A 15,220-nucleotide genomic window follows, 5' to 3' on the forward strand; every position below is an offset into this window, starting at 1 on the left:
CCTTCCGGCCGAGCGCGCCGGACCTGCAAGGCCAGCACCGAGCGGCGTCTGCCACGCCGGACCTGGCAAGGCGAACCAGGACCGGCGTCTGTCGCGCCGGACCTGGCGAAGGCCAACACCGACCGGCGTCCGGGGGTCCTCGACCGTGCCCGGCTGCCGGGGGCCGAGCACGCCGGAGGGGCCGGCTCCAGCCCCCCGGCAGCCCACACCGAGCCCACGCCGCACCCCCGCAGTCGGCCGCCCGAGGCCCACGCACAGAGCCGCGGGCCGCGACACACAAGGTGTCGCGGCCCGCGGCTCTGTCTCAATGCGGTGCTACGCGGTCAGGCAGACTTCCTGCTGTCCCGCGGATGCACGGCGATATTCATGGCGCCGGAGCGCAGAACCGCCAGCCTCTCGGCCAGCACCTCTTCCAGCTCCTCGCGTGTGCGCCGCTCCATGAGCATGTCCCAGTGCGTGCGCGCAGGCTTGCCCTTCTTCTCCTCGGGGCCATCCCCGTCCACCAGGAGTGCCTGGGCGCCACACGCCTTGCACTCCCACTCCGGCGGAATTTCCGCCTCTACCGAGAACGGCATCTCAAATCGATGTCCGTTCTGGCATGCGTACTCCACCGCCTGGCGCGGGGCCAGATCGATGCCGCGGTCCGTCTCGTAGCTGGTAACCACGAGTCGCGTGCCGCGGAGAGCTCGCTCACTCATGAATCGTGCCTCCCGGGCTTGTCGCCCACAGGACAGGTGTCGCTGTCGTCGTCATCCGGTCAACGTCCGGTCGACGGCAAAGATTCCCGTTGCCGGTCATGCGTCGCCCGTCGCGCCCGTTGCTTTTCAGGTTTGCGAGTGTTCACGTACCCACCAATGCCCGGCTTGTCACATCTGGCGGAAGTTGTCACCCAACGGTTTGGATTCTTCCACTCGCAGTAACGGTCCTCCGGGCAGGCCAAAGGCGTACACTACCGGCCTTTTACTTCAACGTCTAAATCCGTTCGGGAACAGGATTCCCGGCCGCCGCCACCGCCTGCCGTACCGGCACCCTCGCGAGCAGCACGGAACCGACCACGAAGAAGACCACCAGCGAGATGATCGCATCCCGATAACTGCCGGTCAGCTGATACGCGAGCCCGAACACCAGGGGCCCCAGCCAGCTCAGCCCGCGGTCGCTCATCTCATAGGCGGAGAAGTACTCGGCCTCCTTTCCGCGGGGCACCAGGTGCGAGTAGAGCGAGCGGGAAAGCGCCTGGCTGCCGCCGAGGACGAGGCCGATCGCCGCGGCCAGCGCGTAGAAGAAGACCGGTGACCCGGACGGCAGGAAGTAGCCGGCGACGAGGATCAGCGTCCAGACCACGAGTGACCCGAGAATCGTGTGTTTCGCACCGTAGGCCCGGGCCATCCGTCCCATCCCGAGCGCCCCGGCGACCGCCAGCACCTGGACCAGCAGCACCGCCGTGATCAGCGTCGTCTGACTCAGGCCCAGTTCCTCGGAGCCGTACACGGACGCCTGGGAGATGACGGTCTGCACACCGTCATTGTAGACGAGGTACGCCAGCAGGAAGGAGAGGGTGAGAGGGTGGCGGCGCATGTCGCGCAGCGTGGCCCTCAGCTGCCGCCATCCGGAGCCGACCGGCTCGCCGCCGCCCGCCTTGATGCTGCGGTCGCGCAGCCGCCGCAACGGTATGACGGTGAAGGCGCCCCACCAGACGCCGGCCGAGGCGAGACAGATCCGTACGGCGTCCGACTCGGAGAGACCGAAGGAGTCGTGGCCGGTGTAGAGGATCAGGTTGAGGACGAGTACCAGCGCCCCCGACGTGTAGCCGAAGGCCCAGCCCCGGGACGAGACGGCGTCGCGTTCCTCGGGCCCAGCGATCTGCGGCAGGTAGGCGTTGTAGAGCACCATCGACACCGAGATCGAGGCGTTCGCCACGATGAGCAGGAACACGCCGAGCAGGTAGCGGTGCCCGTCCAGGAAGAACATCGCGGCCGTCGCGGTCGCGCCCGTGTAGGCCGCTGCCGCGAGAAGGGGCTTCTTGCGGCCCGTACGGTCGGCCGCCGCGCCCACGATCGGCATGAGGATCACCGCGACGACGAGTGAGGCCGAGACCGCGTACGCGAACAGGGACCCGGCGCGGACCGGGATGCCCAGCGGATGGACGTAGCCGTCGGAGTCGGCGGCGGCCTTGGCGACCGACGTCAGATACGGCCCGAGGAACACCGTGACGACGCTCGTCGAGTAGACGGAACAGGCGAAGTCGTAGAAGTACCAGCCGCGTTGCTCGCGGCGTCGCTCGGCGGGGTCTGCTGCCCCGGCAGCCGTAAGGTCCGCCGGCTCGGCGGTCTCGGCGCTCATGGCGCACCCCTCGTCTCTCCCCGTGGAGACGTCACCGGCAGCCGGCGTCAGGCCCAGGCCCCCCGCTCGCTCAGCACCGTGCGCAGCGTCTCGATGTGATCGGTCATGATGCCATCCACCCCGAGGTCCAGGAGCGCGGCCATCCGCTCCGGTTCGTTCACCGTCCAGACGTGCACCTGGAGTCCGCGCGCGTGAGCCTCGCGTACGAAGCGCCGGTCGACGACCCGGACGCCGCCCTGGCTCTCCGGGACCTGCGCGCAGACCGCGCCGGCGCGCAGCGCCGCCGGGATGCCGTACGAGCGCAGCCGCAGCCCGAGGACGCCGCGGACGCCGTAGGAAGTGGCGAGCCGCGGGCCCGCCAGGCGGTGCGCCCTGGCCACCCGCGCCTCGGAGAACGAGCCGACGCACACCCGGTCCCAGGAGTTCGTCCGGCGGATCAGCTCCACGAGTGGCACGAGCGCGCGCCCGGCCTTGATGTCCACGTTCCAGCGGGCGTCGGGGAACGACTCCAGCAACTCCTCGAACAGCGGCAGCGGCTCGCGCCCTGCCACCCGGGCCCGCCGTATGGCGCTCCACGGCAGCTCCGCTATCCGCCCGCGGGCGTCCGTGACCCGGTCCAGGGTGGAGTCGTGGAAGGCGACCAGCCGGCCGTCCGCCGAGGCGTGCACATCGGTCTCGAAGTAGCGGTAGCCCGCGTCGGCGGCGCGGCGGAACGCGGCTGCCGTGTTCTCGATCCCGTCCGCCGCACCACCGCGGTGGGCGAACGCGAGCGGTCCGGGGTGGTCCAGATAGGGGTGGTGTACAGAAGTCACTGCGGCAGTATGGCCTGCCCGGATGTCCGCACGGCGACCGTGGTGTCACCGCTGTCCGTGATCGCGAAGAAGCGCAGGAAGAACTGGGCGAGCGGGCCGATGGCCAGGGCGTAGAGGACCGTGCCGGCGCCGAGGGAGCCGCCGAGCAGGAACCCGGTGACCACGACCGCGACCTCGATCGCCGTGCGGACGAGGCGGATGGACCGGCCGGTGCGCCGGTGGAGCCCGGTCATCAGTCCGTCCCGGGGCCCGGGACCGAACCGGGCGGCTATGTAGAGCCCCGTCGCCACGCCGTTGAGCACGATCCCCGCGACCATCACTCCGGCCTGCGCGGCGAGCCCGTGCACGTCCGGGACGAGGGCGAGCGTGCCGTCCATCGCGAGACCGACGACGAAGACGTTCGAGACGGTGCCCAGGCCCGGCCGCTGCCGCAAGGGGATCCAGAGCAGCAGCACGATCGCACCGATGATGATCGAGACGACCCCGATGCTGATCCCGGTGCGCTCGGCGAGGCCCTGGTGCAGCACCCCCCAGGGCTCCAGGCCGAGGCCGGCGACGACCAGCAGCGCCGAACTCGCCCCGTACAGCGCCAGGCCCGCGTACAGCTGGATCAGGCGCCGGGTGAGGTGAGCCCCGCGCGGCGCGGCGGTGATGGACAAGTGGTGCCCCCTGGTGTGGTGGTCGTGGACTGCTGCATGTCACTCTGTGGCAGGGGATTGGCTGCCAACTATGGCCAATCCGAGGAAGGTGGACTGATTCTCATGGCGCAGTGGACTTCGGCCGTCGGTGCGGCGCAGCTCGCCCGGCAGCTCCACGCCCAGCAGCCCCGGCCCGCGGGCCCCGGCACCCGCAGGCCGCCCGCATACCGTGCGCTCGCCGACGGTATCCGGCTGCTCGTCCTCGAAGGCCGCGTCCCCGTCGCGGCCCGGCTGCCCGCCGAGCGGGAGCTGGCACTCGCCCTCTCCGTCAGCCGTACGACCGTCGCCGCGGCCTACGAGGCGCTGCGGGCCGAGGGCTTCCTGGAGTCCCGGCGCGGAGCCGGCAGCTGGACCGCGGTTCCGGCGGGCAACCCGCTGCCCGCCCGCGGACTGGAACCCCTGCCGCCCGAGGCGCTCGGATCGATGATCGACCTGGGCTGCGCCTCGCTGCCCGCCCCCGAGCCGTGGCTGACCCGGGCCGTCCAGGGCGCCCTGGAGGAGCTGGCCCCCTATGCGCACACCCACGGCGACTACCCGGCAGGCCTCCCCGCGCTGCGGCAGATGATCGCCGACCGGTACACCGCCGGCGGCATCCCGACGATGCCCGAACAGATCATGGTCACCACGGGGGCGATGGGTGCGATCGATGCGATCTGTCACCTCTTCGCCGGCCGCGGCGAACGGATCGCGGTGGAGTCCCCGAGCTACGCCAACATCCTCCAGCTGATGCGGGAGGCGGGGGCACGGCTCGTGCCGGTGGCCATGGAGGAGGGGCTCGGCGGCTGGGACATGAACCGGTGGCGCCAGGTGCTGAGGGACGCGGCCCCCCGGCTCGCGTACGTCGTCGCGGACTTCCACAACCCCACCGGCGCCCTCGCCGACGAGGACCGCCGCCGCGCGCTGGTGGACGCCGCCCGCTCGGCCGGCACGGTCCTGGTGGTCGACGAGACGATGAACGAGCTGTACCTGGACGGCGATGTGGACATGCCGCGCCGGGTCTGTGCCTTCGACCCGGCCGGCAGTACGGTCCTCACCGTCGGATCGGCCAGCAAGGCCTTCTGGGCCGGCATGCGCATCGGCTGGGTCCGGGCCGCGCCGGACGTGATCCGCAGCCTGGTGGCAGCCCGCGCCTACGCGGACATGGGGACCCCGGTCCTCGAACAGCTGGCCGTCAACTGGCTGATGCGCACCGGCGGCTGGGAGCAGGCCGTGCAGATCCGCCGGGAGCAGGCGCGGGACAACCGGGACGCTCTCGTCGCGGCGGTACGCCGGGAGCTGCCGGACTGGGAGTTCGCCGTGCCGCGGGGCGGACTGACCCTCTGGGTGCGCACCGGCGGGCTCTCCGGCTCGCGGCTCGCGGTGGCCGGGGAGCGGGTCGGGGTGCGGGTTCCTTCCGGACCCCGGTTCGGGGTCGACGGGGCCTTCGAGGGCTACGTACGGCTGCCGTTCACGGTCGGCGGGCCGGTGGCCGACGAGGCCGCCCAGCGGCTCGCGGCCGCCGCCCGGCTGGTCGGTTCGGGGGCGGGCGCGGGAGCGGAGACGCCCCGCACGTTCGTGGCCTGAGCGCCTGACGCACATGGCGCGGGGCCCGGGGACCCATGGGTCCCCGGGCCCCGCGCCACAGGTCCGGGTCAGTCGCTGAGAGCCAGGCCCTCGACGGCGACGGAAGCGGTCACGGTCTCCGCCATCACCGGATCGGGCATGCTCGCCTCGACCGCCGTCCGCCGCTCGGGCAGCAGGTCGAGCACGGCCCGGCGCTGCGCCTCGCTCGTCGCGTCGTCGTACGGATCGGGCGTGGCGGGCACCTGGATGCGCAGCACCTGGCCGGTCCCGAGCCGCGCGTACCCGCGGCCGGGCGGGACGTCCGGGGTGGGAGTGGTGTGCGGTTCCAGTCCGAGGACGGACTCGATCTGGCCGGGCGAGCAGGGCCCGAGTACGACCCGGGCCCTGGTGTGGGACCGGACGGTGTCGCTCAGGCCGTCCAGGCTGTCGAGCTGTTCGGTCATCACCACGGTGACGCCTGCGGCGCGGCCGTGGCGCAGGGGCACCTGGAGCAGCTCCTGCGGATCGCGTCCGCCGTCCGCGGCGGCGAGGTGGCCGAGGGCGCTCGGCCGGTCCAGCAGGATCCATAGGGGGCGACGGGAGTCCTCGGGGACGGTGTGACCGCCCTGGCGGGCCCGGTTGGCCTCGATCAGCCTTCGCTCCGTCTCGTTGGCCGCCCATTCGAGGGTGGACAGTGCCCCGTCCAGTCCGCATTCGACCGCCAGGACGCCTTCGCGGCCGGTGAAGCACGCGTACTCGCCGGTGCCGCTGCCTTCGATGATCAGGATGTCGCCCTGCTGGAGCGCCTGGAGAGCGACGGAGCGCAGCAGCGTGGTGGTGCCGCTGCCGGGCTGTCCGGCGATCAGCAGGTGCGGTTCGGTGGAGCGTGCGCCGGTCCGCCAGACGACCCCGGGGGCGTCCCGGGTCCCGTCGCCGTCGCTCACCGGCACCGTGCGCTGGACCGCGTCGTCGTCGGTGAACCCGAGGACGGTCTCGCCGGGAGCGGTGACGAAGCGCTGGGCGGTGAGAGAGGTGGGCAGGGGGGCGAGCACGTTCATGACGAGTTGGTTGCCCTCCTCGTCCCAGCTGAAGCGGTACTCCCGGCCGCGGCCCGACTTGGCGTGCAGCAGCTGCTCGATCCGGGCCCGGGACGCGGCCTCGCTGTCGGTGAAGTAGGCGGGGTACGTCACGCGGAGACTGCTGACGCGACCGTCGCCGTCGAACTCGTACCCGCTGAAGACCTTGTCCCAGTCGCCGCCGTGGGCGAACAGCGGGCTGGGGTCGTCGGCCGTCGAGAAGTACGGCACGAGCGCCTCGTACAGAGCCTGCAGGCGCCCCGCCTCCGCCTCGTCGGGGCCGGTTTTGACGGGTGTGCGTTCCCGCCCCTTCCATGCGGCGGCGCCCATCACCATGACGAGGGCCAGCAGGGGCCCGTAGGGGATGAGCGCGACCACGAGCACGCAGGCCGCGACGAGGAACAGCGTGGGACCACGCCGGTCCTTGGGCGTCGCGGCCCACTTCTGCCGTCCTGCACCGGCCAGCAGCCGCAGACCACGAGTGATCGTGATCAGCGGATGGAGCACGTCGGTGGCACTGTCGGCGGCCGTGCGCGCGAACTCGCGACTGCGAGTGATCGAAGCGCTGCCGCTGCTCAGAATGCGGGGGAGTGGTCGCCGGGCCACGTCGGTCTCCTGAAGGGGGTGGGAGCGGTAGCGGAGGTCAGAACTTGATCCCGCCCAAGAGACCGGCGAGGCTCGCTCCGCCCGCGGTGATGCTCGGTGCGATGGCGGTGCCGGCCAGGTAGAAGCCGAACAGGGCGGTGACGAGGGCGTGTGATGCCTTGAGGCCGTCCTTCCTGAAGAACAGGAAGACGATGATGCCGAGGATGACGACGCCTGACATGGAAAGGATCATGAGTGGTTCTCCTGGTTGGGGGGACAGTCACCATGAGTCCTTCCAAGCTCACCGGAAGTATCTATATGATAAAAGCTGCAATTGGGTGAAAAGTCGTTTTTTTCACTGAACTGGCGGACAAGCGGGCGTGGGCGGAAGGGGTTTGCGGAGTCGAACCCCGCCCGTCGTCACTCGACGTGATCATTTGCCATGGGCGGGCCGCCTCATGTGCACGCTCGGGCAGTACCCTGTCGATTCACTCGTACGGCCCACGCGGCGCACGCCGCGGCTGGCCGGCCTCAGCACCAACGGTTAAAGGAAGGCGGTCCCCCGATGAGCGAAACCCCTGATCCCGAGGTGGTCGAGCTGGCGACCAAGGTCTTCGACCTGGCCCGTCACGGCGACGCCGACGCCCTCGCGGCCTATGTCGACGCCGGCGTCCCGGTGAACCTGACCAACGACCGGGGTGACTCGCTGCTGATGCTCGCCGCCTACCACGGGCACGCCCCCTCGGTCATCGCCCTGGCCGGTCGTGGCGCCGACCCGGACCGCGCCAACGACCGTGGGCAGACACCCCTCGCCGGAGCCGTCTTCAAGGGGGAGGACGCGGTGATCAAGGCGCTGCTCGAAGCGGGGGCCGATCCGGCGGCCGGAACGCCGTCCGCGCTGGACACGGCGCGCATGTTCGGCAAGGCCGACCTGCTGGAACTCTTCGGAGCCCGTTGAAGGGGCTTCGCCGTAAATGTGGTCGCGGTGGCGAAATGGCTGGGTCATCATGACGTCGCGGGCCCGATTCGGGCCACCGACGAGAGGCGGGAAGATGGTCTGCACCAGGCAGAAGACGGCGGTCGGCCGATCATGTTGCTGCGCGGTCTAGGGGGCGTCTCGTCCCTCAGAGCCGGGGCTGCGACGCCTGGCACGGCGCCTCGCTGCGTTGCCGAACCGCCCGAATCGCTCCGCGATGAGGGCGTCCCGGCGCCTTGCGACGCACCGCACCGGACGCCGCGGCCTGTCCGGCCCTGATCGACGAGACGCCCCCGGTGCCCACCCGGCACGTGGAACTGCACAGTCCCCGGTTGCGTCGACAGCTTGATGTGAGGCTTTTCCCATGTTTGATCCGTTCATAGCGCCGAGCGGCACCCTGCTCGGCCTGCTGCAGAGGGGTCGCGGCGACGGCACGCTCCACGCGCTCGCCGCACCACGCCCCGAGGCCCTGGCGGCTCTCAACCACTGCGTCCTGAGCGACCCCCGTCACGACTGGCAGGTCGAGAACCGCTCCCTCTACTACGCCCGCCTCTACCTCGACCTCGACGGCGGGGTCGAGGAGATCGAGCGGCACCTGTACGACGCCGACGATCACCTCGACACGGACGATTCACGCACCGGCCTGGCCTTGGCGGTCCTCGGACACCTCGCCTCCTACGGCCGCGACGACGCCCTGGCCCTGCTGCGGAGCTACGCGGCGACCGGCTCCAACTGGGCCTGGGCCCTGGACGAACTGGCGCTGCGTGACGACGACGCCGGGCTCCGGTCCCTCGCCGTTCCCGTGCTCGCCCGGTTCCCGGAGAACGCCGAGGGCCGCGCCGAGCTGGCCTCCACCGTGCGGGACGCCTACGAGCCGCGCCCCTGGCGGCTCTGGGCCGACGATCCGCGTGAATCGGTCGGCGGCCGGGTGCGAGCCGCCTCCGAGCAGGGCTCGTTCGACCGCTGGCAGCGGCAGATGCGACCCGGCGGACCTCGCCCGGGATGGAGCGTCCAGGCGGTCTTCGACTGGGCCCAGGAAGGGCTCGACCGCGGCAGCGTCCTTCACGTGCCGGCCGCCCGTTGCCTCTCCGCGGTGGCGGGGCCCGAGGACCGGCCCATGATCGTCGAGGCCGCCCGCAACGGTTCCGAAGGCGCTCGCTGCGCTGCGTTGCACTACCTCGCCGCCGAGGTCCGCGACCCGGCCGTGCTCGACCTGATCGAGGCCGCGACGGTCGGCGCCTCGCGCACCGTCGCCGAAGCGGCCGTCGCCGCCTTCGAGCGGATGTGCGGCGAACCTGCCGTGGAACGTGCGCGCCGCTGGGCCCGGCGGCCCGACGCGCTGGGGACATCGGCGGCCGGTGTGCTGGCCGGTCGCGGTGGTGTGCAGGACGCTCCGCTGGTCCTCGGCGCCCTGCGTGACGCCGTACGGGGCGAGGGTCCGGACGCGCCTCGCCTGTGGTCCCTGGTCGACGGTGCCGGCCGGCTCGGCATCGCCTGCGCCGCACCCGTGCTGCGCCACGTCTACCGGGAGACGTCCTCCTCCCATCTGCGGGGCAGGGCCGCCCGGGCCCTCGCCGCCACCGACCCCTCCTTCGCCACCGGCTTCGCCGTCGAATGCCTGTGGGACTGCGAGGAGACGACCCGCGAGGTCGCCGCACGCCACGCCGAGACCGGAGACATCAGGGTGGCCGAGCGCCTGCGCCGGCTGGCCGCCGATCCGGCCGAGGAGGCCGAGGTGCAGTCGGCCGTACGCAGCAGGATCGGACCGGACGCACCGGCGGTCTGACGGCGCGGGAGCACGGCGTCCCGGCCGCGCCGGGGCACTGCCCCACCGGATCCCTCGCGTTCCGCACCCCTCACGACGGGCCGCGCGCCACTATGGAGGGATGAGTGGACGCTGGGAGTTCTGGATCGACCGAGGCGGTACGTTCACGGATGTGGTGGGCCGCGCCCCCGATGGACGGCTGGTCACCCGCAAGCTCCTCTCGCACGACCCGGACCGCTACCGGGACGCGGCCGTGGCCGGGATCCGGCTGCTGCTGGGGCTCGGCCCGGACGAACCGGTGCCCGCCGAGCGGGTCTCCGTAGTCAAGATGGGCACCACCGTCGCCACCAACGCCCTGCTGGAGCGGCGCGGCGAACCCACCGTCCTCGTCATCACCGAAGGCTTCCGGGACGCCCTGCGCATCGCGTACCAGAACAGGCCCCGGCTCTTCGACCGCCGCATCCTGCTTCCGGAGGCCGTGTACGAGCGGGTGATCGAGGTTCCCGAGCGGATCGACGCCCGGGGGCGGACCGTCAGGCCCCTGGACCGGGCCGCGGTCGCGGAGCGGCTGCGAGCCGCGCGCGAGGACGGCCTGAGCAGCGCGGCCGTCGTCCTCATGCACGGCTACCGCCACCCGGACCACGAGAAGGCGGTCGCAGCCGAGGCCCGGGCGGCAGGTTTCACCCAGATCAGCTGTTCCCACGAGGTCAGTCCCCTGATCAAACTGGTGCCGCGGGGCGACACCACCGTCGTCGACGCCTACCTCTCGCCGATCCTGCGCCGGTACGTCGACACGATCGCCGCCGAGCTCGACGGCATCCGGCTGATGTTCATGCAGTCCAACGGGGGCCTGCGCGAGGCCGCCCACTTCCGCGGCAAGGACGCCGTGCTGTCCGGGCCGGCCGGCGGTGTCGTCGGCATGGCCCGCACCTCCGCGCAGGCCGGATACGACCGGGTGATCGGCTTCGACATGGGAGGCACCTCCACCGACGTCTCGCACTACGCGGGCGAGTTCGAACGCGAACTCGGCACCGAGGTGGCTGGCGTGCGGATGCGCGCTCCCATGATGAACATCCACACCGTCGCTGCCGGAGGCGGCTCGGTCCTGCACTTCGACGGCCGGCGCTACCGGGTCGGCCCCGACTCGGCCGGAGCGGTACCGGGCCCGGCCTGCTACCGCAGAGGCGGGCCGCTGACCGTCACCGACGCCCAGGTGATGCTCGGGCGGATCCGGCCGGCCCACTTCCCCGCCGTCTTCGGCCCGGACGGCGACCTGCCCCTGGACGCGGACATCGTGCAAACCCGCTTCGAGGCCCTCGCCGACGAGGTCGCACGGGCCACCGGAACAAGGCACACGGCTGCCGCGACGGCAGCCGGGTTCCTGGAGATCGCCGTCCTCGGCATGGCGAACGCGGTCAAGAAGATCTCCGTGCAGCGCGGGCACGACATCACCCGCTACGCCCTCACCGGCTTCGGCGGCGCCGGCGGGCAGCACGTCTGCGCCGTCGCCGACGCCCTCGGCATCGACACGGTCCTCGTACCCCCGCTGGCCGGTGTGCTGTCCGCCTACGGCATCGGGCTGGCCGACGCGACCGCCATGCGCGAACAGTCCGTCGAGGCGCCCCTCGGCGCCTCCTCCCGGGAACGCCTGGGCGAGGTCTGCGACGCGCTGGCCGACCGTACCCGGGCCGAACTGCGAGCCGACGGCGTCCCGGACCGGGCGATCAGCACCCGGGCGCGCGTGCTCCTGCGGTACGAGGGAACCGACGCGAGCCTCTCCGCGGACCTCGGCACGGTGGCCGCCATGACCGAGGCGTTCACGGACGGGCACCGTGCGCGCTACGGCTTCACGATGGAACGGCCCCTCGTCGTCGAGGCCGTCTCGGTCGAGGCAACCGGCACGGCGGGGGAGCAGGCGGCAGCGCCGCCTCCCCGGGCGGAGCGGGGCGAGGCCACCTCGCCGCAACCCCATGACACGGCACGTATGTTCGCGGAGGACCGCTGGCAGGACGCCGCCCTCCACCGCAGGGCGGACCTGCGGCCGACGGACACCGTGCCCGGTCCGGCCGTCATCGCCGAGGACAGTGCGACCACCGTCGTCGACCCCGGCTGGCAGGCCGCCCTCACCGCCACCGGCCATCTGCTCCTGACCCGCGCACGCCCGCGCCCCGCGAGGCAGGCCGTCGGCACCCGGGTCGACCCCGTCATGCTGGAGGTCTTCAACAACCTCTTCATGTCCATCGCCGAACAGATGGGCGTGCGCCTGGAGAACACCGCCCATTCCGTCAACATCAAGGAGCGGCTCGACTTCTCCTGCGCTCTCTTCGACGCGGACGGCAACCTGATCGCCAACGCACCGCACATCCCGGTGCACCTGGGCTCGATGGGGGAGTCGATCAAGGAAGTGCTGCGCCGCGACGACGGCACGATGCGGCCCGGCGACGTGTACGCCATCAACGATCCGTACCACGGAGGGACGCACCTGCCCGACGTGACCGTCGTGACACCGGTGTTCGACCAGGCGGCCGGAGTTCCCCCCACCCTGAGGTTCCTGGTGGCCTCGCGCGGACACCACGCCGAGATCGGCGGCATCACGCCCGGCTCGATGCCGGCCTTCAGCCGGACCGTCGACGAGGAGGGGGTGCTCTTCGACAACTGGCTCCTGGTGCGGGACGGCACCTTCCGCGAGGCCGCGACCCGCGAACTGCTCGAATCCGCCGCGTACCCCTCCCGGGATCCGGACACCAACCTCGCCGACCTGCGCGCCCAGATCGCCGCCAACGAGAAGGGCATCGCCGAACTGCGCCGCATGGTCGAGCAGTTCGGCCCCGACGTCGTCGACGCCTACATGGGCCACGTGCAGGACAACGCCGAGGAGTCCGTGCGCCGCATCATCGCCGGGCTCCACGACGGTCACTGCCGGTACGAGACCGACAACGGAGCCGTGATCGAGGTGACGCTGACCGTGGACCGGGACGCCCGCAGCGCTGTCGTCGACTTCACCGGAACCTCACCGCAGCAGCCGGGCAACTTCAACGCCCCGAAGTCGGTCGTCATGGCCGCCGTTCTGTACGTCTTCCGGACCCTGGTGGCCGACGACATCCCGCTCAACAGCGGCTGCCTCACCCCGTTGGAGATCAGGGTCCCGGAGGGCTCGATGCTGGCACCCGTCCACCCCGCGGCCACGGTCGCCGGGAACGTGGAGACGTCGCAGGCCGTCACGGGAGCGCTGTACGCCGCCCTGGGCGTCCAGGCCGAGGGCTCGGGCACCATGAACAACCTCACCTTCGGCAACGAACGGGTGCAGTACTACGAGACCGTGGCGAGCGGCTCGGGCGCGGGCGAGGACTTCGACGGCACGGACGCCGTACAGACCCACATGACCAACTCGCGGCTCACCGATCCCGAGATCCTCGAATGGCGCTACCCGGTGCTGCTGGAGAGTTTCCGGGTGCGTGAAGGGAGCGGGGGGACGGGCCGCCGTCACGGCGGGCGTGGAGTGGAACGCCGGATCCGTTTCCTCGAACCCGTCACGGTCGCCCTCCTCACAGGGCACCGCCGCGTTCCGCCGTACGGCATGGCGGGCGGCGGCCCGGGCGCCCTGGGCAGCCAGCACATCGAGCGCGCCGACGGGGGGCGCATCCTGCTCAAGGGCTGCGACACAGCGGATCTCGGCGCCGAGGACGTATTGGTCATGCGCACGCCGGGCGGCGGGGGGTACGGAACCCCGCCCGCAGAGCCCGGGATCGGCTCGCGGCAGGGCCGTCCGGACCCGCACGGCGGGGCATGACCGACTCCGGGGCAAGCGGCCGCTTCTGCGCCGTTTCGACCGTTGTCAGTCCGAGGACCTAATCTGTGCAGCGTGACTTCGCCTGCCTACACGGAAAACGCTGCGCCCCAGCTCAGCGCGGGGCCGCGGCCCGCACCGGGCCCGGCCGCCGACGAGGGGCTCTCGCGGCGGCTGCGCGCGCTCGCGTGCACGGCGCCGCTGCACGACCTCGACGTGCGCAAGGCGAACCTGGCCGGGGAGTACACGGTGTACGCGATGGCGGAGGTCGCGCTGGCGGCCATCGACCATGTCACCCTCAACATGGACTTCGACACCGGAGCCGACCACGACCAGATAGTGGCCAGGCTGCTCCCGCGCGTCGCCGCGCAGGCCCCGCGCCGCCCCGTCGCCGAGCACGAACGGGTCGCCCGCTGGGTCCTGGAGAACCTGATCAACGTCGGGAGTGTGGACCGAGGCTTCCGGGCGGTCTACGGCACCTTCGGACCCGACGGCGTCTACGTCCGCCGGGACTACGACTTCAAGCTGATCGAGGAAGTCCCGGGATACGGCGGCAGCGTCTACCTGCGGGCCACCGACGAAGCGGTCAACGTCCTGGTGGGTGCGCTCGACACGGACGTCACCAGCGCCCAGATCGCCGCCGAGGTGAAACTGGAGGTCCTGATCAGCCGGGGCCGCCTCGCCGACGCCCAGCTCGCCGCGGAGCAGGCCCGCTACCGGACCGTGCAGTACGCGGAGACGCTCCGCAAGACGCTCGACGCGACCCGGCGCAACGTCCGCGCGGTCGACTGGCTCAACGCCGTGCCCGACATGATCGCCGAGGCACTCGACCACGTCGCCGACCGCTACCGCCACGAGAACGCGATCCTCACCAACATCCGCAAGGCCAGGGACGAGGCCGAGGAGCCCGAGCACAAGAGGCGCGCCGCCGAGCTCGTCGACATCGTCAAGGACTGCATCCGCCGCCACACGCAGCTGCAGTCCCGACTCCTGGAGGCCGGACCGCTGTTCCGCGCCGAGCAGGACCGCCAGGCCTTCGCCGCACCGGCCGCCCGCACGGGACTCGACCTGTACGGACAGCTCCTGGCCCCGCTGCTGCCGCTCCCCGTCGAACAGGCCATCCGGGCCACCGACGCGTTCTTCGCCCACGGCACAGGGCTGCGCACCCCCACCTCGGTCCGGGTGGGCGACCTGGTCGACATGCTGCTCACCCCGCCGGTCGAACGGGAGCACCTGGGCGCCGAGATGCCCGAACCGGACCTGATCGCCACCCCGGACGACAGCCGGTTCAGCGAGGAGCAGCTGGCGTCCGCGATGGAACTGCTCGACCTGGAGCACGACGCTCCGCGCCGCCTCTCCGGACTGCTGGCCGAGGCCCGTCGGCGCGACGGGGAACTGCCCTACCTGGTCGCCCTGCTCGCGGTGCACGCCGCCAGTCCTCCGGTCGGCACCGCCTACCGCCAGGGTGAGCGCCGGCTGCTGTTCTCGGTGGACGACGGCACCCAGCTCGACGACCCGGAGTTCGGCGGCGCCGACCTGATCGTGGGCACGGCCCTGCTGGACGCCGTCGGCATGGCGGCGGACCGCTCGGAGGCGACATGAGGACGCTCCGCCGCGCGCCCGTGCACCGGACTCCCGA

The 15,220-nt window shown here is 71.8% G+C and carries 11 protein-coding genes; 5 read left to right on the forward strand and 6 right to left on the reverse strand.

The window, feature by feature from the left end; genetic code table 11:
- Positions 1-323: 323 nt before the first annotated feature.
- From OG538_RS30820 to OG538_RS30835, 4 genes are all read right to left on the reverse strand, one after another.
- Complete coding sequence (locus OG538_RS30820; RefSeq protein WP_003959706.1) at positions 324-698, reverse strand: RNA polymerase-binding protein RbpA; 375 nt, start codon at positions 696-698, stop codon at positions 324-326.
- Between the two features lie 274 nt (positions 699-972).
- On the reverse strand, positions 973-2,340 hold the full coding sequence (locus tag OG538_RS30825) for an MFS transporter (RefSeq protein ID WP_406098709.1): 1,368 nt from the start codon (positions 2,338-2,340) through the stop codon (positions 973-975).
- 47 nt (positions 2,341-2,387) lie between these two features.
- Positions 2,388-3,152: a glycerophosphodiester phosphodiesterase gene (locus OG538_RS30830; RefSeq protein WP_406098710.1), complete on the reverse strand. Its 765-nt coding sequence runs from the start codon at positions 3,150-3,152 to the stop codon at positions 2,388-2,390.
- Entirely contained in the window at positions 3,149-3,811 is a 663-nt protein-coding gene (locus OG538_RS30835) for a YitT family protein (protein WP_406098711.1), read from the reverse strand. Before OG538_RS30835 ends, OG538_RS30830 begins: the two co-directional genes overlap by 4 nt.
- Positions 3,812-3,913: 102 nt before the next feature.
- Between OG538_RS30835 and OG538_RS30840 the strand changes: the two genes are divergently transcribed.
- The gene (locus tag OG538_RS30840) at positions 3,914-5,413 is read left to right on the forward strand and encodes a PLP-dependent aminotransferase family protein (RefSeq protein ID WP_406098712.1); all 1,500 of its coding nucleotides are present in this window, start codon (positions 3,914-3,916) and stop codon (positions 5,411-5,413) included.
- A 68-nt stretch (positions 5,414-5,481) separates the two neighbouring features.
- Here the strand turns inward: OG538_RS30840 and OG538_RS30845 are convergent, their stop codons facing one another.
- The gene (locus OG538_RS30845; protein ID WP_406098713.1) at positions 5,482-7,074 is read right to left on the reverse strand and encodes a hypothetical protein; all 1,593 of its coding nucleotides are present in this window, start codon (positions 7,072-7,074) and stop codon (positions 5,482-5,484) included.
- 37 nt (positions 7,075-7,111) lie between these two features.
- Positions 7,112-7,306, reverse strand: coding sequence for a hypothetical protein (locus tag OG538_RS30850; RefSeq protein WP_018103962.1), 195 nt, complete (start codon positions 7,304-7,306; stop codon positions 7,112-7,114).
- A 312-nt stretch (positions 7,307-7,618) separates the two neighbouring features.
- On the opposite strand from OG538_RS30850, the gene OG538_RS30855 reads away from it, so the two are divergent.
- The 4 genes from OG538_RS30855 to OG538_RS30870 all read left to right on the forward strand — a co-directional run bounded on the left by OG538_RS30855 (position 7,619) and on the right by OG538_RS30870 (position 15,183).
- Positions 7,619-8,011 (forward strand): ankyrin repeat domain-containing protein, encoded by a 393-nt coding sequence (locus OG538_RS30855; RefSeq protein ID WP_406098714.1) that lies wholly within the window; start codon positions 7,619-7,621, stop codon positions 8,009-8,011.
- A 382-nt stretch (positions 8,012-8,393) separates the two neighbouring features.
- Positions 8,394-9,815: a HEAT repeat domain-containing protein gene (locus tag OG538_RS30860; RefSeq protein WP_406098715.1), complete on the forward strand. Its 1,422-nt coding sequence runs from the start codon at positions 8,394-8,396 to the stop codon at positions 9,813-9,815.
- A gap of 100 nt (positions 9,816-9,915) precedes the next feature.
- Positions 9,916-13,584 carry a hydantoinase B/oxoprolinase family protein gene (locus OG538_RS30865; protein ID WP_406098716.1) on the forward strand — a complete coding sequence of 1,223 codons (3,669 nt, stop codon included), beginning with the start codon at positions 9,916-9,918 and terminating at the stop codon, positions 13,582-13,584.
- Between the two features lie 72 nt (positions 13,585-13,656).
- The gene (locus OG538_RS30870; RefSeq protein ID WP_406098717.1) at positions 13,657-15,183 is read left to right on the forward strand and encodes a hypothetical protein; all 1,527 of its coding nucleotides are present in this window, start codon (positions 13,657-13,659) and stop codon (positions 15,181-15,183) included.
- The last annotated feature ends 37 nt before the right edge of the window (positions 15,184-15,220 follow it).

The sequence above is a fragment of the Streptomyces sp. NBC_01013 genome (assembly GCF_045162765.1).
In the GTDB taxonomy this organism is placed as follows: Bacteria; Actinomycetota; Actinomycetes; order Streptomycetales; family Streptomycetaceae; genus Streptomyces.

Bases quoted from the DNA above. Each gene is read 5' to 3' on its own strand.
- OG538_RS30825 (WP_406098709.1), bottom strand. From the start codon at position 2,340: ATGAGCGCCGAGACCGCCGAGCCGGCGGACCTTACGGCTGCCGGGGCA.
- OG538_RS30865 (WP_406098716.1), top strand. From the start codon at position 9,916: ATGAGTGGACGCTGGGAGTTCTGGATCGACCGAGGCGGTACGTTCACG.
- OG538_RS30855 (WP_406098714.1), top strand. From the start codon at position 7,619: ATGAGCGAAACCCCTGATCCCGAGGTGGTCGAGCTGGCGACCAAGGTC.
- OG538_RS30850 (WP_018103962.1), bottom strand. From the start codon at position 7,306: ATGATCCTTTCCATGTCAGGCGTCGTCATCCTCGGCATCATCGTCTTC.
- OG538_RS30860 (WP_406098715.1), top strand. From the start codon at position 8,394: ATGTTTGATCCGTTCATAGCGCCGAGCGGCACCCTGCTCGGCCTGCTG.
- OG538_RS30820 (WP_003959706.1), bottom strand. From the start codon at position 698: ATGAGTGAGCGAGCTCTCCGCGGCACGCGACTCGTGGTTACCAGCTAC.
- OG538_RS30840 (WP_406098712.1), top strand. From the start codon at position 3,914: ATGGCGCAGTGGACTTCGGCCGTCGGTGCGGCGCAGCTCGCCCGGCAG.